The 19,702-nt window shown below is 69.0% G+C and carries 21 protein-coding genes; 10 read left to right on the top strand and 11 right to left on the bottom strand.

Annotated features, from left to right (window positions below; all coding sequences use genetic code 11):
- Positions 1–36 precede the first annotated feature (36 nt).
- On the top strand, positions 37–954 hold the full coding sequence (locus VNJ48_RS14500) for a GlxA family transcriptional regulator (RefSeq protein ID WP_325603299.1): 918 nt from the start codon (positions 37–39) through the stop codon (positions 952–954).
- A 4-nt stretch (positions 955–958) separates the two neighbouring features.
- Here the strand turns inward: VNJ48_RS14500 and VNJ48_RS14495 are convergent, their stop codons facing one another.
- Together VNJ48_RS14495 and VNJ48_RS14490 are read right to left on the bottom strand one after the other, a co-directional pair.
- Positions 959–1,375 (bottom strand): hypothetical protein, encoded by a 417-nt coding sequence (locus tag VNJ48_RS14495; protein ID WP_325603297.1) that lies wholly within the window; start codon positions 1,373–1,375, stop codon positions 959–961.
- Positions 1,376–1,434: 59 nt separating this feature from the next.
- A complete protein-coding gene (locus VNJ48_RS14490; protein WP_325603295.1) occupies positions 1,435–2,112 on the bottom strand; it encodes a response regulator transcription factor in 678 nt (225 codons plus the stop codon).
- Positions 2,113–2,243: 131 nt separating this feature from the next.
- Between VNJ48_RS14490 and VNJ48_RS14485 the strand changes: the two genes are divergently transcribed.
- Both VNJ48_RS14485 and VNJ48_RS14480 read left to right on the top strand, forming a co-directional pair.
- On the top strand, positions 2,244–2,495 hold the full coding sequence (locus tag VNJ48_RS14485; protein WP_325603293.1) for a hypothetical protein: 252 nt from the start codon (positions 2,244–2,246) through the stop codon (positions 2,493–2,495).
- A gap of 101 nt (positions 2,496–2,596) precedes the next feature.
- The gene (locus VNJ48_RS14480) at positions 2,597–3,250 is read left to right on the top strand and encodes a hemerythrin domain-containing protein (protein ID WP_325603292.1); all 654 of its coding nucleotides are present in this window, start codon (positions 2,597–2,599) and stop codon (positions 3,248–3,250) included.
- 25 nt (positions 3,251–3,275) lie between these two features.
- Here VNJ48_RS14480 and VNJ48_RS14475 read toward each other — a convergent pair whose 3' ends face one another.
- A complete protein-coding gene (locus tag VNJ48_RS14475; RefSeq protein ID WP_325603290.1) occupies positions 3,276–4,778 on the bottom strand; it encodes a hypothetical protein in 1,503 nt (500 codons plus the stop codon).
- 56 nt (positions 4,779–4,834) lie between these two features.
- A complete protein-coding gene (locus VNJ48_RS14470; RefSeq protein WP_325603288.1) occupies positions 4,835–5,410 on the bottom strand; it encodes a hypothetical protein in 576 nt (191 codons plus the stop codon).
- Between the two features lie 332 nt (positions 5,411–5,742).
- Between VNJ48_RS14470 and VNJ48_RS14465 the strand changes: the two genes are divergently transcribed.
- From VNJ48_RS14465 to VNJ48_RS14440, 6 genes are all read left to right on the top strand, one after another.
- Positions 5,743–6,312: a VOC family protein gene (locus VNJ48_RS14465; RefSeq protein ID WP_325603286.1), complete on the top strand. Its 570-nt coding sequence runs from the start codon at positions 5,743–5,745 to the stop codon at positions 6,310–6,312.
- 69 nt (positions 6,313–6,381) lie between these two features.
- Positions 6,382–7,773 carry an MFS transporter gene (locus tag VNJ48_RS14460; RefSeq protein ID WP_325603284.1) on the top strand — a complete coding sequence of 464 codons (1,392 nt, stop codon included), beginning with the start codon at positions 6,382–6,384 and terminating at the stop codon, positions 7,771–7,773.
- On the top strand, positions 7,757–8,644 hold the full coding sequence (locus tag VNJ48_RS14455; protein WP_325603282.1) for a 1,4-dihydroxy-2-naphthoate polyprenyltransferase: 888 nt from the start codon (positions 7,757–7,759) through the stop codon (positions 8,642–8,644). The genes VNJ48_RS14460 and VNJ48_RS14455 overlap by 17 nt, the downstream gene beginning before the upstream one ends.
- A gap of 30 nt (positions 8,645–8,674) precedes the next feature.
- Entirely contained in the window at positions 8,675–9,718 is a 1,044-nt protein-coding gene (locus VNJ48_RS14450; RefSeq protein ID WP_325603280.1) for a carboxypeptidase-like regulatory domain-containing protein, read from the top strand.
- Positions 9,715–10,716, top strand: coding sequence for a carboxypeptidase-like regulatory domain-containing protein (locus tag VNJ48_RS14445; protein WP_325603278.1), 1,002 nt, complete (start codon positions 9,715–9,717; stop codon positions 10,714–10,716). The genes VNJ48_RS14450 and VNJ48_RS14445 overlap by 4 nt, the downstream gene beginning before the upstream one ends.
- 41 nt (positions 10,717–10,757) lie before the next feature.
- Positions 10,758–12,023: a GNAT family N-acetyltransferase gene (locus VNJ48_RS14440; protein WP_325603276.1), complete on the top strand. Its 1,266-nt coding sequence runs from the start codon at positions 10,758–10,760 to the stop codon at positions 12,021–12,023.
- 13 nt (positions 12,024–12,036) lie between these two features.
- Here VNJ48_RS14440 and VNJ48_RS14435 read toward each other — a convergent pair whose 3' ends face one another.
- From VNJ48_RS14435 to hemL, 7 genes are all read right to left on the bottom strand, one after another.
- On the bottom strand, positions 12,037–12,300 hold the full coding sequence (locus VNJ48_RS14435) for a DUF4229 domain-containing protein (RefSeq protein ID WP_325603274.1): 264 nt from the start codon (positions 12,298–12,300) through the stop codon (positions 12,037–12,039).
- Positions 12,297–13,235, bottom strand: coding sequence for a c-type cytochrome biogenesis protein CcsB (ccsB, locus tag VNJ48_RS14430; protein ID WP_325603272.1), 939 nt, complete (start codon positions 13,233–13,235; stop codon positions 12,297–12,299). Before ccsB ends, VNJ48_RS14435 begins: the two co-directional genes overlap by 4 nt.
- Positions 13,232–14,797, bottom strand: a complete 1,566-nt coding sequence (gene resB / locus VNJ48_RS14425) for a cytochrome c biogenesis protein ResB (RefSeq protein ID WP_325603270.1) — start codon at positions 14,795–14,797, stop codon at positions 13,232–13,234. Before resB ends, ccsB begins: the two co-directional genes overlap by 4 nt.
- A complete protein-coding gene (locus tag VNJ48_RS14420) occupies positions 14,794–15,549 on the bottom strand; it encodes a cytochrome c biogenesis CcdA family protein (protein WP_325603268.1) in 756 nt (251 codons plus the stop codon). The genes resB and VNJ48_RS14420 overlap by 4 nt, the downstream gene beginning before the upstream one ends.
- Positions 15,542–16,126: a TlpA disulfide reductase family protein gene (locus VNJ48_RS14415; protein ID WP_325603266.1), complete on the bottom strand. Its 585-nt coding sequence runs from the start codon at positions 16,124–16,126 to the stop codon at positions 15,542–15,544. The genes VNJ48_RS14420 and VNJ48_RS14415 overlap by 8 nt, the downstream gene beginning before the upstream one ends.
- Positions 16,123–16,800 (bottom strand): histidine phosphatase family protein, encoded by a 678-nt coding sequence (locus VNJ48_RS14410; RefSeq protein WP_325603264.1) that lies wholly within the window; start codon positions 16,798–16,800, stop codon positions 16,123–16,125. Before VNJ48_RS14410 ends, VNJ48_RS14415 begins: the two co-directional genes overlap by 4 nt.
- 76 nt (positions 16,801–16,876) lie before the next feature.
- Positions 16,877–18,196 (bottom strand): glutamate-1-semialdehyde 2,1-aminomutase, encoded by a 1,320-nt coding sequence (gene hemL / locus VNJ48_RS14405; RefSeq protein WP_325603262.1) that lies wholly within the window; start codon positions 18,194–18,196, stop codon positions 16,877–16,879.
- 279 nt (positions 18,197–18,475) lie between these two features.
- On the opposite strand from hemL, the gene VNJ48_RS14400 reads away from it, so the two are divergent.
- On the top strand, positions 18,476–19,702 hold the full coding sequence (locus tag VNJ48_RS14400; protein WP_325603260.1) for a lytic transglycosylase domain-containing protein: 1,227 nt from the start codon (positions 18,476–18,478) through the stop codon (positions 19,700–19,702).

Raw genomic sequence — 19,702 nt, 5'->3', positions numbered from 1 at the left:
GCCAAAGTGCTGATCGGCGTACACGCTTTCTCCGGTATGACGATGTTCCACCTCGCGGCGCCCCTGCTCGTGTTCGGAGAGGTCGGCCGCCTGGGCCTCGCCGCCGGCTGGGACACCATCGTGTGGACCGAGGACGGGCTAGCCATTCGGACTGCCGAAGGCTTGATGATCGACGACGTCCACGGGCCCGCGAGCGTCGCCGCGGCCGACCTCCTGGTCTTCCCGTCCTGGCCCAACGACCTCCCTCCTGCCGGTCAGACACTCACGTCCCTCATCAGCGCGGCTCACGCCCGCGGCGCCGGAATCGCCGGCCTCTGTCTCGGAGCCTTCCCGGTGGTCGACGGACTGCCTCTCGAGAGCAGGAGCGTGGTGACGCACTGGGCGGCCACCGTTCAGCTCAGCGAGCGGCGGCCCGGCGTGCATGTCGATCCCGTGGCTCTCTATCTGGACCACGGCGACGTCCTCACCTCCGCCGGGACCGCGTCGGCGCTGGATGCGTGTCTCCACATCGTCCGCTCCCACCTCGGCGCCGCTGCAGCCACGACGGTGGCGCGGCACCTCGTCATCGCTCCCCACCGCGAAGGCAACCAGGCGCAGTACGTCGATCGCCCGGTGCCGGAGCCCGGCGGGGTCGGCCACCTGGGTCCGACCCTCGACTGGGCACTCGAGCACCTCGACCTGGACCTCGGCGTCGATCAGCTCGCCCATCACGCGGGCATGAGTCGCAGGAACTTCACCCGCCGCTTCGCGGAGGTCACCGGCACCACGCCCGCACGGTGGGTCCTGGCACGCCGGCTCGACGAGGCCCGCAGCCTCCTCGAGACCACCACGTGGCCCATGACGCGTATCGCTGCCACGTGCGGGTTCCAGAGCGTCGTCACGTTCCGCCAGAACTTCGTCTCGGCGTACGCCACCACGCCGACCTCCTACCGGGACAGGTTCGCCACGGAGTGAGAGATCAGCCGGCGAGGGCGCGCTCGATCTCGCCGATGGCCGCGGTCTCCTTCTGGGACGTGTCGTCAGCGGCAGCCGCAACGTCCTTCGCGGACTGGAGCACGACCTGCTTGTACTCCTCGACGAGCTGCGGGGCCTTCTCCTTCAGGATGCCAACAGCCTGCGTGAGCAGCTCGAATGTCCGTGCGTTGACCTGCTCCATGCCGCCGGAGGGCATCTCCGGGAGGCCCCCGGTGACGAGCTTCTGCACCTCGGGCGAGGCGCCCTTGACCGCCTTGCTCGCCGCGAAGGACTCCTTGAACGTGTCGAAGAACCCCGGCTCCGCCTGGGCGACGAGGGCGCCGGCGCGCAGCGCGGCGGACCGGACGGTCTTCTGCTCGTCCTCGCTGAGTGCGGTCGTGGGCTGCGGCGTCTCTGTCATGCGACCTGTCTACCGCAGCGAGCGTCCCAACGCCTTGCCGCAGGAGCGGTCCTTCACCCCTAGGGCCGTGGACGCCCGGACGCCTCGGCCTGCGCCTGGGCAGGCGAGCCCTGGATCCGGACCCGATCGGGTCGCAGGCCATGCGCCATACCCCACAGCACTGCCTTCGACCGGCTGTCGACATCGATCTTGCGGTAGCAGGAGCGGATGTAGGACTTGATCGAGTTGACCGACAGGGACGTGCGGTCAGCGATCTCGAGGTTGCTCAGGCCCATCGTGATGAGCGAGAGGACCTCGGCCTCGCGTGGCGTCAGCCCTTCCTCGCGACCCGGCCAATCGCCGCCGACCTGACCACGGCGACCCGGCGCGGGCGACAAGACCTTCTGCCCGGCATGGACCATCTGCAGGGCCTCGACCAGCTGGGCGGCCGACAGGCTCTTGGAGAGGTATCCGCGGACCCCGGTCGCCATCGTCTCGCGGGCCAGCCAGGGCTGGAAGTTCGAGGTGTAGACGACGACCTTGGAAACGTACGGATTGGCGATCAGCTTGGCCACTCCGTGGCTGTTGCCCTGGCCCACGGCGAAGGTGTCATAGAGCGCGATGTCCACCGCCGTGGCGACCGGTTTGGAAGCCGCGATCTCGACGACCTGTACGCGCTCGCCATGGTTGCGAAGCATGGCGTCCAGGCCCCGAAGAACAATTTCATCGTCGTTGACGAGGGCAACACGAATGGGCATGGGGTGAACTTAGTACCCCTACGGGTGCGGGGGCTATACCTGTGCCGTCACGCGGGATCAGCCATCCCCCATCACCGTGGATGAGTACGGGGGCCGACGCCGAGCGCGGACCTGCCCAGCATGCTGGCCAGGTGAAGCCTGTCAGGTTCCTCCTTGAGTTGAGTGCCGTCCTGCTGGGCACCATGGCGGGCATCGGCCTGTGGATGGCCCTGATGGTCGCGGGAGTCCTCCTGGACGTGTTGAGCTTTCCCTTCCCGGACCGCACGTATCCGTACGAGACAGCCTGGCTGCTCGGCAGCGTTGCCCTAGCGGTCGTGTCGGCCACCTCGACGTGGCGATGGCTACGTCGCCGGGATGAGGCGGTCCGGACCTGGTGGCAGTGACTGAGTGCGTCAAGGACTAGGTCCTCCGCACACCCAGATCAGCGACGTGGCCCGACCCGAATCCTCTTCCCGGGCGGCCCCTCGGCTCCTACAGTGCGGACATGGAGACGTCCCGGTCCGGCATGAGCATGAACAAGACCATCCATTGCGCCATCCGTCGCGACCTCGCCCGGTTCCGGCAGGCCCTCGAGTCGTTCGCCGACGGTGACAAGGGACGGGCTGCCGACCTGCACCGCGCCTGGCAGAACTTCGACGAGCAGCTGACCAGTCACCATGAGGGCGAGCACGACATTGCGTGGCCGGCGCTGCACGCCATGGGTGTCGCCGATTCGACGATCCAGACCTTCGATGTGGAGCACGAGGCCATGGCCACAGATCTGGCGGCGGCTCGGGGCGCCATGTCCAGACTCAAGTCCTCTGCGACTCGAGCTGACGCCGACGTCACCCTCGCGGCCATGGAGAGGCTGCAGGAGACGACCGTGACCCACCTCGACCACGAGGAGGCGGAGATCGAGGATGAACTGACCCAGCGTGCAGACCACCCGGCCATGAAGGAGATGGGTCGACAGTTCAGTCGCCGATCCGGGCCGGCCACGTCAGGGACGTTCTTCGCCTGGATGCAGGACGGCGCCACGCCTGAGGAGAAGTCCGCCTTGCGAGCTCACGTGCCAGCCGCCGTCCTGGTGTTGCTCGGTGGCCCGTTCGGCCGTCGCTATCGCAAGGAAGTGGCGAGCGTCTGGACAAGGACGGCCTAGCCGCCACCAAGGGCCGCTGGGTTGCCTACTCGGCGTACGCCCCAGCCAGCATCAACGCGTGGTCGGCTGGATAGGCGTCCACTCCCGGGGGCGCGGTGAGGATGAGCTCGGCATCGCGGTCGGGGAGTCGCCGCGTGCCTTCGGCGTCGACGAGGTAGCAGAGCCCGTGTGGGGTCTGCCAGACGTGGCGACCGGGGCCGGCCTGGCGCACGCGATAGCCGCCGTGGGTCTTCCAGCGGTGGTGAGATCGACGCAGTGGCGATGAGTTGTGGCTCCCGGTCTGACCGGGCGGTCCGTCGCGATCGCGTGGGACGTATGGCGACGCGTGGTCGAAGTCCACGTCCGCGCGGGTGGCGGTCCGCGGGCTGAAGGGGAACGCGTCTCCCCCGACCTGCGTCCAGACGTGGTCCTTGAGAGGCTCGGCGTGCTCGTAGGCATCGGCGCGATGACGGACGCGGTGGTCGACGACCTGGGTGACCACGACGGCGGCATGACCGAGGAGCTCGCCGAGAGACTGGACCAACATCGGGCCCTGGCCCTCGACCCGCGCGATCCCCGACTGCCTCAGCAGGTCGCGGTCCGTGACGTGCACGAACACGCGCCCCCTGCCTCTCAGCGACGCGAGCTGACGGGTCGACATCGCGGCCAGCCGCTCGACGGTGGAGGCCAGGTGCTCTGGGGCCCAGACGGGCGGGGCTGGCGGAACGTCTGGGGACGAGTCGACCTGGGTGTGCGTCAGGAGCAGCTGCAGCAGATCAGCGGGACGGCCCAGCCACCCGAACGCCAGCGACCGGAGCTCGTCGTGGTTGTGGTCATGGCCGTGCTCGACGGCCAGGATCTCCGCCACCCGCTCGACCATCGCATCCACCCACACCGCGTCGCCGGCGGTGACCTTGGCGATGACGTGCCGGAAGCCGAACTCGTCGGCGCGCGAGAGGCTGACGTAGCGCTCGTGCCGTTGCCGCTCGCGCTCCATCGCGTGCGCCTCGGGATCGGCCTCGATCACCTTGGCGCTGGCGATCTCGAAGACGGTCGACGGTGCGTGCCCGGCGATGGCGCGAGCCACGGCGACGTCGACGACCCCAACCTGACCGGCGAGCAGCCGGCGGGTCATCGACGCGACCCTGCGCGCCACCCACGACTCACACTCCAGCGCGACGACCTTGGCCCAGGTGCGTGGGAGACGGTGCTGGAGGTCGAGGACGTCGGCGACCATCGAACGAGTCCGCAGCGTGTGCTCCTCTCGCGCCATGGCGAGCTCGGGCAGCGCGTATTCGCGCACCTCGGGCGTGCCGTCCCCGCCGGGCGCGACGAGAGGATCCTTCTCGTCGTCGCCCCGCCGTCCGTGGCGAGCCACCCAGGCGGCCACCAACTCCAGCTCCGCGACCTCGGCCCGCCGCCGTGCCGTGACGCCGGCAGCGACCGCCTCGAGGAACGCGCGGTCGGGCACGTCCTGCTCTCCGCCGGTCGCCCGCACGCCCGGCAGCGCGGCTGCTGCGGCGTCCTCGGCGGCTGTGTCGATCGGCATACACCATTGTCTCTCGAACACATGTTCGAGTCAAGAGTCGTTCCGGTTTGTCGAGCTCAGATCTCGTGCATCGCCACGGAGCGCCACGTGCGTTGGAACTCCAACAAGGAGGCAGGTCGCTCGCTTGGATCGGCGCGCGTTGCCGCGCGCGCAAGTGCGCTCGAAGGGTGATCGACATGCTGGTGAACGAGGAAGACCTCGATCATCTGAGCCAGGGTGAAGACCGTGGTGCGTGCGTCGATCACAGCGCCCTTGGTGAACTCCTCGGGTGCCATGAACCTGGTGGAGCCCGGCAACCGACCGACCTCATTGCGGTACGGACCATGGTGGTAGAACTCGAAGTCGATCACCTTGACAGTCCGACTGGGGAAGTCGTACATCAGGCAACCGTCGTAGAGGTCGCCCGCGGTCCAACCCTCCGCGTCGAGCCGGACGTGCAGGTCGATGACGAGGTCCAGAGCGGTGGCTATCTCGGACGCGGGCAGTCGCTGGAATCTGCGGAAAGGCTCATCAGGATCATCTCGACGCTCGCGCGGGCTGTGCAGCAGCTCGCCGCCGAACCACGCGCTCAGCGTCAACACCCCGTCGTGCGCCCGCATGATTCGTTCAGCCGGGATCAGTGCTGGGTGCACGATCAGTGTGGACACTTCGGCGGACAGGAGAAGGGCTCGCACCCTGTCGTCTCGAGTCGCCCCGCCGGCACTGGTCAAGTTGTCGTCGCCTGAAGTCTTGACGAACCACTGGCGACCTAGGTCGTCTCGAACCCCATAAGAGACGTGACCGGAGTCTTGCGTCCGCGAATCGAAGACTGCGAAGACTTCGCCAAGCTGGTGGACAGCTTCGCGGATGGAACATGAGACTTCTGCCTTTTCGGTGACCACCAGGCCATTGTGGGTCATCAGCTACTCAGCACATGCCGTGTCTGACCGAGCGGAACGCCCTTGAAGGGTCCTAGGCTGAGGGCGTGTACTTCGAGAACGTGGTCTTCGACGCCACCGATCCGCAGGCCACCGGGCGGGCATGGGAGGCCGAGCTCGGAACCGAGACGCTGACGGACGAGGAGGCCGGGTTCGAGACGCGCCTATCGGTGCCGGGCGGACCTGAGCTCGACCTGTGCTTCCAGCGGGTGCCGGACGAGCCGACCGAGCGACCGCGACTCCACTTCGATGTCCGGGCCGGAGAGCTCCTGGCGTTGAGGCTCGAGTGTGCCGACCCGGCCCGCGACCTCGCATTCTGGCAGTCGCTGACCGGCTGGAACGAAGTCGCGGACAACGAGGTGCGTAGCCTCCAGCACCCATCCGGGCGCGGGCCCGTGCTTGCGCTGGTGCCGGAGGAGGAGCCGAAGCCGGCGGCCAAGAACCGGATCCACCTCGACCTCCGCCTGGAGTCAGACGACGATGCCGATCGGATCGCGGACGAGATCGCACGCGGGGGCGGGCGTGAGCTCCACTTCGGCTGGGGAGACCTGCCCTGGCGACACTTTGCCGACCCGTCCGGCAACGAGTTCTGTGTGCTGCCGGCCCGCAACGGCTAGCGTCACGCGGGGCTCACTGTTCGGATATTGATGCGACGGATACGGCCCCTCCCGGGACAATGGTCTGCGATGACCACCACCGACTCCGCTCCGCGCCCCCGGCTGATCGACCAGGCAAAGCCCCCGTCACCTCTCGCGGGGCGGCTGGCGACCCAGTCGCTGCTCTTCGCACTCGGCGAGGGCACCTTCATGGCTGGCTCGGCGGTCTTCTTCATCGAGGTCGTGGGACTGACCAAGATCCAAGTCGGGGTCGGCCTGACCATCGCCGGCATCGCCGCGTTCATCGCGGCCTACCCGATGGGACGCGTCGTCGATCGCTTGGGGGCCAAACGGTGCTGGGCGATCAGCAGTGCCGGTCAGGCGGCGATGTTCATGGTCTGGCCGTTCATCGACAGTTTCCAGGGCTTCGTCACGATGGCTGTGGCGATGGAAGTGATCGGCGCTCTCGGCGGCGTCGCCTACGGCGCCTACACGATCGACGTCCTGCCCCCCCAAGAGCGGGTGACGTCGCGGGCCTACATGTACTCCGCGCTCAACGTCGGCTTCACGCTCGGCGCGCTGCTCGCCATGATCGCCCTGGTCCCCGACTCGCTCACCGTGCTGATGGTGGTGCCAGTCTTCACCGGCCTGGTCTTCGCGTTCAACGCGTTCTGCATCAGGCGCCTCCCCGATGCCCCGCACGACCTGAAGTCCACCGAGGAGCGCAAGGTCAAGGTGCCCGGCGCCGGACCGATGCGCAACGTCGGCTGGCTCGCCACCACCTTCCTCCTCGGGGTGCTGTGGACCAACCAGGTGGTCCTCAACCTCATCATCCCGTTGTGGCTGGTGACGGAGACCGACGCACCAAAAGTAGTGCTGGCTCTGCTCTTCGGCACCAACACGGTGATGTGCATCGTGCTGCCGATGGCGGCCGCTCGCGGCGTCAAGGACAACCGCACCGCGCTTCGCGCCATCCGCATCTCGACCGTCTTCTTCGTCGTCTCGTGCGTCATCACACTCTCGACGCACGAGTCCATCGGCTGGGCCACCATTGCCCTCTTCTTCCTCGGCCACGTCACCCTCACCGGGGCCGAGCTCTTCCTCTCGGCCGCGAGCTGGACCTTCGAGGCTGAGCTGATGGATCCGCGCCGGCGTGGGGAATACCAGGGCGCCGCCGAGCTCAGCGGCACCCTGGGCCGGGTCTGGGCCCCCGCCGCGTTCACGATCCTGGTGTCCCTCGGAGGGACCGGTTGGTTGGCGATCGCCTCGATCATCACCGTGGCCGCCGCCGCACTGCACCCCACCACGGCGATGGCGCGGCGGTTCCTCGAACGCCACGTCCCGGCCGACGTGCTGGCCGAAGCATCGGCTTCCGAGGACCCCGACGACCTCGCCCCGGTCGGTCCGCCCACCATGGAGCAGCCCGCCGAACCAGGAGGCGTCAGCCGCCTGCCACAATCCACCGGTGGCAACACCCTCTGACTGGCTCGCCGGAACACGCCCTCGCACGCTGCCCGCAGCCGTCGCGCCCGTCCTGGCGGGCACCGGCGTCGCGGCGTACGTCGATGAGCCGGTCTGGTGGAAGGCGGCGCTCGCCCTCGTGGTCAGCCTGGCGCTCCAGATCGCAGTCAACTACGCCAACGACTACTCCGACGGCATCCGCGGCACCGACGACCTGCGGGTCGGTCCGATGCGACTCGTCGGCTCGGGGGCAGCAACCCCGGCGGCTGTCAGGACAGCAGCACTCCTGGCCGTCGGCGTCGCCGGCGTGGCCGGCCTCACCCTCGCGGCGACGACCGCGTGGTGGCTGGCCGTGGTCGGGTTGGTGTGCGTGCTGGCCGCCTGGTTCTACACCGGCGGGCCGAAGCCCTACGGCTACCTCGGGCTCGGCGAGCTGATGGTGTTCGTGTTCTTCGGGCTGGTGGCCGTCATCGGCACGACCTACGTGCAGACCGAGTCCTTCGAGCTTCTGGCGTTGTACGCCGCAGTCGGGATCGGCGCCCTGGCGTGCGCGATCCTCGTGGTCAACAACCTGCGCGACATCCCCACCGACACCGTCGCCGGCAAGCGCACCCTCGCGGTGCTGCTCGGCGACGAGCGCACCCGCTACTTCTACGCCCTTCTTGTCGGTGTCGCGGCCGTGGCGGTCGTCGCCGTGGCCGCTGCGTCGACGTGGTGGTGCCTGCTCGGGCTGCTCTTCCTGGTGCGGATGGCGGCGCCGCTGCGGACGGTGGTGGGCGGTGGCGAGCACAAGGTGACGGGCCCGGTGCTGATCCCGGTGCTGCAGCAGACCGGTGTCGGGCAGCTCGTCTGGGCGGTCCTGGTCGCCGTACCCCTGCTCATTCTGGAATGAAGGCACGCCAGACGGTCTAGGGTCACGCCCGTGAGCCCAGCCCAGCGTGCACCTGCCCTCGTCCTCGCCCTCCTCCTCGCAGTGCCGACCCTCTTCTTCGTGCAGCCGGCGACCGCCGCCGGCACCGGCACCATCTCGGGCACGGTCACCCTGGCCGGCGGCAGCGGCAAGCTCTGGGTCACCCACGGACAGATCCAGGTCCTCAACGGCGGCACCTGGACTTGGTTTGACGACCTCAACGGTGGGGTCGACCCCAACGGCGGGACAGGGCACTACGAGACCGCGGCGCTCGACCCCGGCACGTACCGCATTGAATTCCACAACAGGGACTACCTCACCCAGGTGTCCGGGCCGGTGAACGTCACCGCGGACACCACGGTCGACCTCGACGTCACCCTTGATCCGGGCGCCAACATCCAGGGGCGCTTCACGGTCCCGGCCGGTGGACCCGCAGTCTCCGGCAGCGTGCAGGTCATGGAGCGGTCCTCCTCCTCCGGCTTCTGGGTCGAGATCGACAAAGCGGTCGCGGAGCCCGACGGGACCTACTACCTGAGCGGCCTTCCCGGGGGCACCTACAAGGTCGGGTTCGGAGACTTCACGGGCTACTACGCCAAGGAGTACTACGACAACGTTGCCACCCTCGACCAGGCCCGGCTGCTGACCGTGCCGCCGGGGGGCAGTCTCACGAGCATCGACGTCCTCGTCTCCCACGAGCCACTGCCGGTCCCGCCACCGCCTGCGCCGCCGCTGCCGCCCGCGCCGCCCGCACCGGTCCCGACCAGCGTCTCGGTCGACCGCGGGCCGCGCGTCGCCGGCATCATGCGCGTGGGCCAGCGTGTGCGCGCGACGATCGGCACAGTGAGCCCGACCAGCGCGACCGTGGCCTACGCCTGGTTCCAGGACGGGCGCCGGATCAAGAAGGCCACGGCACGCCAGCTCCGGCTGACGCCCGCCATGGTCGGCCACCGGGTCGGCGTGCGGGTGACCGTCACCGCTCCCGGGTTGGACCGCTGGCGGAGCTTCAGCACGGCGAAGACGGTGCGCGCCGCCCGGACCCCTAGGGTCTCCGCATGACGACCCGCAGGAACCGTGCCCTTCTCCCCCTCATCGCCCTCCTCCTGGGTCTCGCGGGGCTCCTCGCGCCGCCGGCTGCGGCTGCAGGGACGGGCACGATCTCCGGCACCATCACCGCGACCGGCTCAGGAGGCACCTGGATGCCGACCAACGCGTCGGTCCAGGTCCTGAACGGCAGCACCTGGACCTCCGTCGACTCCAACGTCTCCACCGGCTACCCCGGGCACTACGAAACGGGTCAGCTGGTCCCCGGCACGTACCGGATGCAGTTCACCAACATGAACTACCGCACCTATGTGTCCGCGCCGGTGAGCGTGACCGCGGACGCCACGGTCGTCGTCGACGCCGTCCTCGATCCGGGCGCCAACATCCAGGGCCGCTTCAACATCCCGGCCGATGGCCCAGCCGTCGACGGCAACGTGCACGTCATGGAGCGGTCCTCCGGCGGCTTCTGGGTCGAGGTCGACAACGCCTTCATGGAGCCGGACGGGACCTACTACGTAGGCGGTCTGGCCGGGGGCAACTACACGGTCTGGTTCGGCGACTTCAAGCGCTACTACGCCGCGGAGTACTACGACAACGTCGCCACCGCTGACCAGGCCCGGGTGCTGACCCTGCCGCCGGGGGGCAGTGTCACGAAGATCGACGTCCTCGTCTCCCATGAGCCGCTGCCCGTCCCGCCGCCGCCCGTGCCGCCCGTCCCGCCCGTCCCGGTCCCGACCAGCGTCTCGGTCGACCGGGCGCCGCGCGTCGCCGGCACCATGCATGTGGGTCAGCGCGTCCGCGCCACGATCGGCACGGTGAGCCCGGCCAGCGCGACCGTGAGCTACGCCTGGTTCCAGGACGGCCGCCGGGTCAAGAAGGCCACGGCACGCCAGCTCCGGCTGACGCCCGCCATGGTCGGCCACCGGGTCGGCGTACGTGTCACCGTCACCGCTCCCGGGTTGGACCGCTGGCGGAGCTTCAGCATGGCGAAGAAGGTGCGGCCGGCTCGCTGACAGCGGAGAAACTCCGTTGCCGCGCTGACTACCGTGGACGCGTGGACTACGAATTCGCGACCCTCGACTTCTCCGACGACTCGGACTCCGGACGTGCGCGGCGCTCCGCGTGGCTGGCGGCGGTGCTGCGCGGCTTCCACGACGGGCGCCCCGACCCTGAGCACGAGGAGCGCTGGCTGACCCACGTGGCGGCCGACGACGTGGTCTGTCGCGGGGCGTGGCTGCCCGACGGCGTGTTCGGGGCCGGACCCCTCCCGGTCGCCACCTTCGCCAGCTTCGACAAGACCCTCAACGCCGGGCACGAGCTGCTCCCGCTCCGGATGGTCACCGACGTCACCGCAAGCCCCGCACATCGACGCCGCGGCCTCGTACGCCGACTCATGGAGGACGACCTCGCCGACGCGGTCGCCAAGGGGATCCCGGTCGCGGCCCTGACCGCCTCGGAGGCGACGATCTACGGCCGCTGGGGCTTCGGAGCGGCGACGTTCGCGCAGAAGGTGGACGTCGACACCGGCCCGCGCTTCGGCCTGCGCGACTTCCGCGACACCGGTCGCGTCGAGCTGATCGAGCCACCGCACTCGTGGCCGATCGTCAAGGACGTCTTCGACCGGTTCCACGGCCTCACCCGGGGATCGGTGGACTGGCCGCAGTTCTACGAGGTGCTCCACACCGGGGCGTTCGACTTCAACGAGGGCGGACCGGACAAGAAGCTGCGCGGCGCAGTCCACCTCGACGCCGACGGAGCCGTGGACGGCTTCGCGCTCTACAAGGCGGACGGCAAGGGCGACGACCGCAAGATCGACGTCACCGAGATGGTGGCCCTGACCACCCCAGCCGGTCTCGCACTGTGGGAGTTCCTGGGCGGGATCGACATGGTGAAGAAGGTGTCCTTCGGTCTCGCCCACCCCGACGACCCGCTCCAGTGGGCCCTGACCGACATCAATGCCGTCAGCTACACGGCCGTCAGCGAGTTCCTCTGGGTGCGCATCCTCGACGTCGAGACCGCTCTCGCGGCCCGTCCCTGGTCGGCCGACGGCCAGGTGGTGATAGCGGTGGACGACGCCCAGGAGTATGCCGCCGGGCACTTCCGCGTCGTGAGCGAACAGGGCCGCGCGTCGGTCACCCGCACCGAGGACCCCGCCGACGTCACGCTCGACGCCGAGACGCTCGGCTCGCTCTACCTCGGAGGTGCGAGCTCCTCGGCCCTGGCCCGAGCCGGCCGGCTGCAGGGACGGGAGTCCGCCCTCGCCGGGTTTGCCGAGATGGCCGACCTGGCCGTGCCGCCGTACAACATCACTGGCTTCTAGACGGACCGACTGCTCAGTCCTTGTCCTCGCGGGCGTTGCGCGCCTCGAAGGCCGCCGTGGCGCGGGACGCGCGCTCCTCGACGCGGCGGGCGAAGGCGGCCCGCTGGCGGTGGAGCAGGTAGTAGGAGAGCACCCCGGAGATGGCGAAGGACAGCACGACGGGCCAGAGCGCCGGGACCTCACCTCCACTCAGGAGGGACCAGATGAGCATCACAGTGATCAGCGTGGCCACGAAGAGCAGGATGCGCAGGCCCGTGTAGACGACGAATTCCTTCACCGTGACACCTCCGAGGTGGTGGAGTGGATGGCGACGGACGACACCATGGGGGCCGCGTAGGAGTGCTGGCTGTTCGAGCTGAAGAAGTTGATGCCGATGAAGTTGAACCAGAGCGTGGCCAACCCCACCAGGGCCACGATCGCGGCGTTGCGGCCCTTCCAGCCGGCGGTCGCGCGGGCGTGGAGGTACGCCGCATAGACCACCCACGTGATGAAGGCCCAGACCTCCTTGGGGTCCCAGTTCCAGTAGGACGACCACGCCTCGTGCGCCCAGATCGGGCCGGTGATCAGCACCGCGAAGGTCCACACCGGGAAGCCGAACGCGTGCATCCGGTAGGAGATCCGGTCCAGCGACGTGAGCGCCGGCAGGCGGGCGAGATAGCCGCGCTGGGCCCTCGACCGCTCCTTGAAGAGGTAGAGCACCGAGCAGATCCCGCCGAGGGTGAAAGCGGCGGTCGCGATGACTGCGGAGACGACGTGGATGACCAGCCACGGGGAGTAGAGCGCCTCCGTGAGCGGGGCGACCGGGTCGTAGAGCCAGACCACCGCCAGCATCATCATCGTCAGCACGAAGGCGACGACCAGCGGACCCATCCACTCCAGCTTGAAGCGACGCAGGAAGAGCAGGTAGAGGAACCCGACGAAGAACGTCCCCGACAACGTGAACTCATACATGTTGCCCCACGGCACGCGGTTGGGGTCAGCGGCCATCCCCCGGCCGACGAGCGCGATGAGGTGCACCCCGACGGCGACGACGGTGAGGAGCACGCCGAGGCGGCCGGCCATCGCGATCGGACCCGACGTCACCTGCTGCTCGGCAGGGAGCTTGCGCAGCCCCGCCCACTGGACGAGGTGTGCCAGCAACGCCAGGAAGTAGACGACACCGCTGGCCGCCACCGCCTGATTGCTCAACACTTCCCACGATGCGTCGGTCATGAAGACACCTTTCCAGTTCCTTGCAGTGACAGCGTGATCGCCGCGAGCTCGTGCTCTCCGCGCTCCGGGTCGCCGCCGTTGCTGCGATCGAGTGCGCCCAGGTCCACGACGGTCTCCCCGTTCTCGCTGCGCCGGGTCCGCACCCAGACCCGGCGCGGCCGGATGAAGAGCGAGGCACACAGCCCGAGAAGCGCCAGGCTGACGCCGGTCAGGGCGATGAGCTTGCCGGGGGTACGGCTGATCTGGATCTTGTTCCAGCGCTCGATGCCCTCGAAGGTGACCGTGCCCAGGTCGTCAGGCAGGACGACCCTGTCGCCGGGTTGCATGTCGAGCCGCAACGGCTCCCCGTCCTCGTTCAGCACCGGCTCGGCGTTGCTCTTGTCGAGCACGTAGACGGACTGCGCTGTGCCGAGGTCCCCGGTGTAGACGAGCATCGACAGCACCGGGTTGCCCAGGTCGCCGAAGCTGGATCGGGGCAGCCCGTCGCCCAGCGCGAACGTCGGGTAGAACTCGCCTTCCAGCCCGATCGCCTGGGGATTGGCGAAGCGAGCAGGCACCACGCCGAAGGACTGGAAGGTCTGGTCGACAGGCAGGAAGATGGTCGGCCCGCTGTAGGCCACGTCACCGTTCCCGTCCCTGATCGTGATGACCGGCGCATATCCGTGGCCGATCAGGAAGATCTCGGTGGTGCCGATCTTCAACGGGTGGTTGACCCGGAGGTCGTAGGACTTCACGGGGGAGCCCGGCGTCTCCTGGTAGCCCAATGTGCTCACGAACTTGCGAGCCATCCCGGCGCGCGGCCCGTCGGTCAACCAGTCCACCTCGAAGTCCTCGACGGTGAAGGTGAAGGGTTCCAGGTCGGTGGCAGTGAACATGCTGCCGGGCACGAAGTCGTCGTACTGCGTCAGGTCGTTGGAGAAGCCTTGGCCCTCCACCACGATGACACCGCCCTTGTAGCCGAACAGCCCACCCATGGCGAAGCCGACGAGCACGACCAGCACGGAGATGTGGAACACGAGATTGCCGGCTTCGCGCAGGTAGCCCTTCTCCGCCGAGACCGAGTCCTCGCCGACCACGACGCGGTAGCGGCGTCGCTTCAGCTCGGCCGCCGCCCGCTCGAGCACGTCGACAGGGCTGTCCGAGGTGGTGTACGCCGCATGCTCGGGCAGCCGCGACAGGTTCCGTGGAGCCCGCGGCGGCTGGGCCCGGAGGGCCCGCCAGTAGACGCCGGTCCTGGGCACGATGCAGCCGACCAGCGAGATCATCAGCAGGATGTAGATGGCCGAGAACCACGGCGAGTCGTAGACCGAGAACAGACCGAGCTTCTCGTAGACCGGGGTCAGCCTCGGGTGGGCGTCCTGCCACCGGGAGACCCCGATCGAGTCGACGTCCTCCTGAGGCACGACCGAGCCCGGGATGGCAGCCAGGGCGAGGAGGAGCAGCAGCACCAGGGCCGTCCGCATCGACGTGAGCTGTCGCCACAACCAGCGACCGAGCTCGCGCGCGCTCATGTCGTGGGGCATCGGGGTGGCCTGGCGGTCGCGACCGCCGGTGTCGCTCATACGACCGGCTCGAATCCGGTGATCAGCCGGATCTGCAGCCACTGCACCACCCAGTCCCAGGCGCCGGTGACGAGCAGGACCCCGACGAGCACGAGCATCAGGCCGCCGGTCCGGGTCACCCACTGCTGGTGGCGACGCACCACGGCGAACGCGGACAAGGCACGCCGGTAGGCCAGCGCCGCGACGATGAACGGCAAACCGAGACCGACCGCATAGACCGCAGAGAGGAGGGCGCCCCGCGACGCGGTGGCCTCGTTGGCCGAGAGGGAGAAGATGACGGCCAGCGTGGGACCCACGCACGGGATCCAGCCGAGGCCGAAGAGGAACCCCAGCAGCGGGGCTGCGGCCAGTCCGACCGCCGGCACCTTGTGGAACCGCACGTCGCGCTGGAGCAGTGGCACGAGGCCGACGAACGCCAGGCCCATCACGATCACGAAGACACCCAGCACGACGTTGAGCTCGCGCATGTTGGCGTTGAGCCAGAGCCCGAACTGACCGGTGATGGCGCCCAGGGCGACGAAGACCACCGCGAACCCCAGGACGAACAGGACGGAGCCGAGCAGCAGCCGCCCGCGCCCGTGCCGGCCCTCGGCGAGGTCGGCGCCCGAGATGCCGGTGGCGTAGGACAGGTAGCCGGGAAGCAGGGGGATCACGCAGGGCGAGAAGAAGGAGACCAGACCCGCGATCAGGGCGACGGGGAGCGCGAGGATGAGGGAACCGGATCCCGCGGTCTGCTGGAACCACTCACCCACTGGACTGACCGGCCGTCTCGTCGGCGATCTCCTCGACGATTTCCACCAGGGTCGTCACCGACGGCAGCGCACCGACGATGACTGCGGCGATCCGGCCCTCGGCGTCGAGCACGAAGGTCGTCGGTGGGGACCTCACCGGGATGACCGCGGAGAAGGCGAGCAGCGCCTGGCTGTCGGGATCGTAGATCGACGGGTAGGACACGTCGAAGTTGCGGACGAACGAGCGGGCGTTGTCCACCGAGGCGTCACGGATGTTGATGCCGACGAACTCAGCGACGCCAGCGGTCTCCTGAGCCCCTTCGTTCAGATCGGGTTGCTCAACCTCGCACGGCCCGCACCACGAGCCCCACACGTTGACCACGACGACGCCGCCGCGAAGGTCTGCGAGCGAGATCGCCTCGCCCTCGAGGTCCGTCCCGCTCACGTCGATGGGCTGGTCGCGCTCGTCGATCGGGATCTGCCTGACGGCCGCGTCCTGGGCGATGTAGCCCTTGTCGCCGGTCCCCTTCAGCGACGAGCACCCGCTCATGACGAGTGCGATGACCGCAAGGAGACACGCGACCGAGCGAGCGGTCACGGTCGGTCTTCGGGCTTGGCGCCCCCGGCGGAGAAGGGCGCGTTGCGGTCGGCGACCGGGATGAGGTCGGCGGCCGGCTCGGAGTAGGCGACCTGGCGCAGCTTGTCGTCCTCGAAGTGGATGGAGGTCACCGAGCACAGCGTGCACTGGCGCGCCTTCGGGTGGTGCAGGTAGGAGCGCTTCTCCAGGAACAGTCGAGTGATCCAGATCGGCAGCTGGTGGGAGACCACCACCGCTTCATGGCCGCGCGCTGCGTCGCGTGCGTCTTCCACGGCCGCCATCATCCGGGCGGTGATCTCGTCGTAGGGCTCGCCCCAGGAGGGCTTGAGGGGGTTGTACATGTGCCGCAGCAGGCTGGGGCGCTTGACGAAGGTCATGGCCCCGTCGCTGAACCCGATGCCCTCGAACTTGTTGGACGACTCGATCACCCGCGGCTCGATGGTCGGCGTCAACCCGCGGGCTGCGGCGAGGGGTGCGGCCGTCTCCTGGGCTCGCTCGAGGGGGGAGGTCCGCATGTGGACGATGTCGCGGTCACCGAGGGCCTCGCCGATGCGTTCGGCCATCTTGTTGCCGAGCTCGGAGAGGTGGAACCCGTCGCGGCGGCCGTAGAGCACGCCGCCCGGGTTGTGGACCTCGCCGTGACGGAGCAGGTGGACGATCGTCTTCTCGCTCATGCACGTACTCGCTTCGCTCCGTGCGCGCATGAGGCACATGTCGCACGGTGTTGGATGATTCGCTCGCTTCGCTCGCTCATGCGGTCTTTCCTATCGCTGCGGCAGCCGTGGCTGCACCGGGCAGGGCATCGAGAATGGTGGACAGCGCTCGGTCGTCGTGGGCCGCCGAGACGAACCACGCTTCGTAGGCCGACGGCGGGAGGTAGACCCCCGCATCGAGCATGGCGTGGAAGAAGGCGGCGTAGGCGGCCGTGTCCTGGCCGCTGGCGGCCGCGAAGTCGGTCACCGCCCCGTCGCGGAAGAAGACCGAGAACATGGTGCCTGCTGCTTGTACGACGTGGGGCACGCCGGCGGCGGTGAGTGCATCAGCAGCGGCGGTCATGATCGTCTCGGCGCTCGCTGCGAGTGCGGCGTACACCTCCGGCGTGGCCAGGCGGAGGGTGGCCAGCCCGGCCGTGGTCGCGATCGGGTTGCCCGACAGCGTGCCTGCTTGGTAGACGGGTCCGTCGGGTGCGAGGTACGCCATCACGTCGGCGCGACCGCCGAACGCGGCGGCGGGGAAGCCGCCACCCATCACCTTGCCGAAGGTCATCAGGTCGGGGGCCCACCCCTCGAGCGCGCCGTCGAGGCCCCAGCCGCCCTGGCGGGTGGCGCGGAAGCCCGTCATCACCTCGTCGCTGATGAACAGGGCTCCGTGGTCATGACATGTCTGGGCGAGGAACCCGTTGAAGCCCGGTCCGGGCGGGACGACGCCCATGTTGCCGGGGGTGGCCTCGGTGATCAGGCAGGCGATGCGCGAGCCGTGCTGGGCGAAGGCAAGCCTCACGGCCTCACGGTCGTTGAAGGGCAGCACGATGGTCTCTGCTGCCGTGCTGGCGGAGACGCCGGGAGTGCCCGGCACGGCCAGGGTGGCCAGGCCCGAGCCGGCACTCGCGAGCAGCGTGTCGACGTGCCCGTGGTAGCACCCGGCGAACTTGATCACGAGGTCGCGACCGGTGAACCCCCGCGCGAGCCGGATCGCCGACATCGTCGCCTCGGTGCCGCTGGAGACGAAGCGGACCTTGTCGACGGGGGTACGCGACACGATCTCCTCGGCGAGCAGCACCTCGGGCTCGGTGGGCGTGCCGTAGGAGGTGCCCCGGGACACGGCTTCGGCGATGGCCGCCTGGACCTGCGGGTGCGCGTGGCCGAGCAGCATCGGCCCCCACGAGCAGATCAGGTCGACGTATTCGTTGCCGTCCACGTCGGTGAGCCACGCACCCTGGGCGCTGCGCATGAAGCGCGGAGTGCCGCCGACGGCCGAGAATGCCCGGACGGGAGAGTTCACCCCGCCCGGCGTCACGGCTCGGGCCCGCTCGAAGAGCGCGGCGGAGCTGGTCACGGAGCGGTCGGTCACGCGCCCATTGTCGCCCAGCCCCCCAGGACGCCACGACTCGGCACCGACCCATCGGGTCCCGTCCGTGACCCAGGCCTCACCAAGGGGTAGGGATCCCTTGTCTCGCTCGGTAGCGGCAGCGATGATGGGTCCTTGGTTCCTGCACGCAGGGTTCTGATGTGGCCTGGATCACATCGGAGCGGCAGGTGCGTAACTCAGTGTCACAACATTCGTTGGAGCCCATGCACGGTCTTGAGGGAGATCGTGTTCGGATTCCAGCACCTCAGGGAGACCCAAGCGATGTCAGCTACCACTCGACTGCACAAGGCGACGGCGATCGTGCCGCTCGCGCTCCTCTCCGCAGCCTGGAGCATCAGCCTGGCCGGCGGAGCCTCCTCCGCCAGTGCGGACGAGGCGGCCGGCACCCTCCCCGACGGGAGCACCGTTCCTACCGAGGCCATCGAGGCCCCCGCCAGCGTGTCGTCCCCCGACACCCTGGCGCCCGCCGCCCAGGGCGACACCGGCTCGATCATCGCCACCGCCTCGACCAGCGGCATCCCCTCCGCGGCCCTGGCCGCCTACCAGCGCGCCGAGGCCGTCATCAACTCGGCCGACAAGTCGTGCGAGCTGCCGTGGCAGCTGATCGCGGCGATCGGTCGCGTCGAGTCCGACCACGGTCGTTTCGGCGGCAACACCCTCAGTGACGACGGAGTGGCCCAGCCCGGCATCTACGGCATTGCGCTCAACGGCAAGAACAACACACAGAACATCGCGGACACCGACGCCGGCCTCTACGACAACGACACGTTGTACGACCGCGCGGTCGGTCCGATGCAGTTCATCCCCTCGACCTGGTCGGTCGTCGGCGTGGACGGCGACAACGACGGCAAGCGCAACCCCCAGGACATCGACGACGCTGCTCTCGCCTCGTCGGTCTACCTCTGCTCCGGTGATGACGACCTGTCCACCGACCAGGGTCAGCGCGCCAGCGTCTACCGCTACAACCACTCCAACGACTACGTCGACCTGGTGCTCTCGATCATGAAGGCCTACATGGCCGGCGACTTCACCTCGGTGGCCAACGGCACCACGTCCGCCGGCGTCTTCCTGCCCAACCCCGCCCGCCCCACGGGCGGAACAGCGCGGAACGTCGGTGGCGGCAAGGGCGGCAAGGCTGGCAACAATGCGGTCGGCACCGGTGGCAACGGCGGCTCGACGACCTCGACCAAGACGCCGAAGCCGACGCCCACGAACACACCGAGCACCACGCCCACGGCGACCCCGTCCCCGAGCCAGACGTCGACCCCGGTGCCCACGAGCACCCCGACCAGCGTGCCGACGAAGGTCCCGGTCTCCACCTCACCGCCGCCGGTGCCCACGGTGCCGGTCCCGACCAGCACGTCACTCCCGCCGACGCTGACCCTGGCCGAGGCCCTGGCTCAGTGCGCCGCCCAAGGTGTGGTCGACAACCCGCTCACCGCGAACAACGAGCTCAACGACTGTGCGAACGACCTGCTGACGCCTTAG

It is taken from the genome of Nocardioides sp., assembly GCF_035576065.1.
Classification (GTDB): domain Bacteria; phylum Actinomycetota; class Actinomycetes; order Propionibacteriales; family Nocardioidaceae; genus Nocardioides.
The sequence above is the reverse complement of the archived record's forward strand: the minus strand, read 5'-3'. Positions and strand labels throughout refer to the sequence as shown.

Excerpts from the sequence above, each read along its gene's own strand:
- VNJ48_RS14410 (WP_325603264.1), bottom strand. The coding sequence starts at position 16,800 with ATGAGCGAGAAGACGATCGTCCACCTGCTCCGTCACGGCGAGGTCCAC.
- VNJ48_RS14475 (WP_325603290.1), bottom strand. The coding sequence starts at position 4,778 with ATGCCGATCGACACAGCCGCCGAGGACGCCGCAGCAGCCGCGCTGCCG.
- resB (WP_325603270.1), bottom strand. The coding sequence starts at position 14,797 with ATGAGCGACACCGGCGGTCGCGACCGCCAGGCCACCCCGATGCCCCAC.
- VNJ48_RS14490 (WP_325603295.1), bottom strand. The coding sequence starts at position 2,112 with ATGCCCATTCGTGTTGCCCTCGTCAACGACGATGAAATTGTTCTTCGG.
- VNJ48_RS14495 (WP_325603297.1), bottom strand. The coding sequence starts at position 1,375 with ATGACAGAGACGCCGCAGCCCACGACCGCACTCAGCGAGGACGAGCAG.
- VNJ48_RS14400 (WP_325603260.1), top strand. The coding sequence starts at position 18,476 with ATGTCAGCTACCACTCGACTGCACAAGGCGACGGCGATCGTGCCGCTC.
- VNJ48_RS14480 (WP_325603292.1), top strand. The coding sequence starts at position 2,597 with ATGGAGACGTCCCGGTCCGGCATGAGCATGAACAAGACCATCCATTGC.
- VNJ48_RS14445 (WP_325603278.1), top strand. The coding sequence starts at position 9,715 with ATGACGACCCGCAGGAACCGTGCCCTTCTCCCCCTCATCGCCCTCCTC.
- VNJ48_RS14500 (WP_325603299.1), top strand. The coding sequence starts at position 37 with ATGACGATGTTCCACCTCGCGGCGCCCCTGCTCGTGTTCGGAGAGGTC.
- VNJ48_RS14460 (WP_325603284.1), top strand. The coding sequence starts at position 6,382 with ATGACCACCACCGACTCCGCTCCGCGCCCCCGGCTGATCGACCAGGCA.
- ccsB (WP_325603272.1), bottom strand. The coding sequence starts at position 13,235 with ATGACCGACGCATCGTGGGAAGTGTTGAGCAATCAGGCGGTGGCGGCC.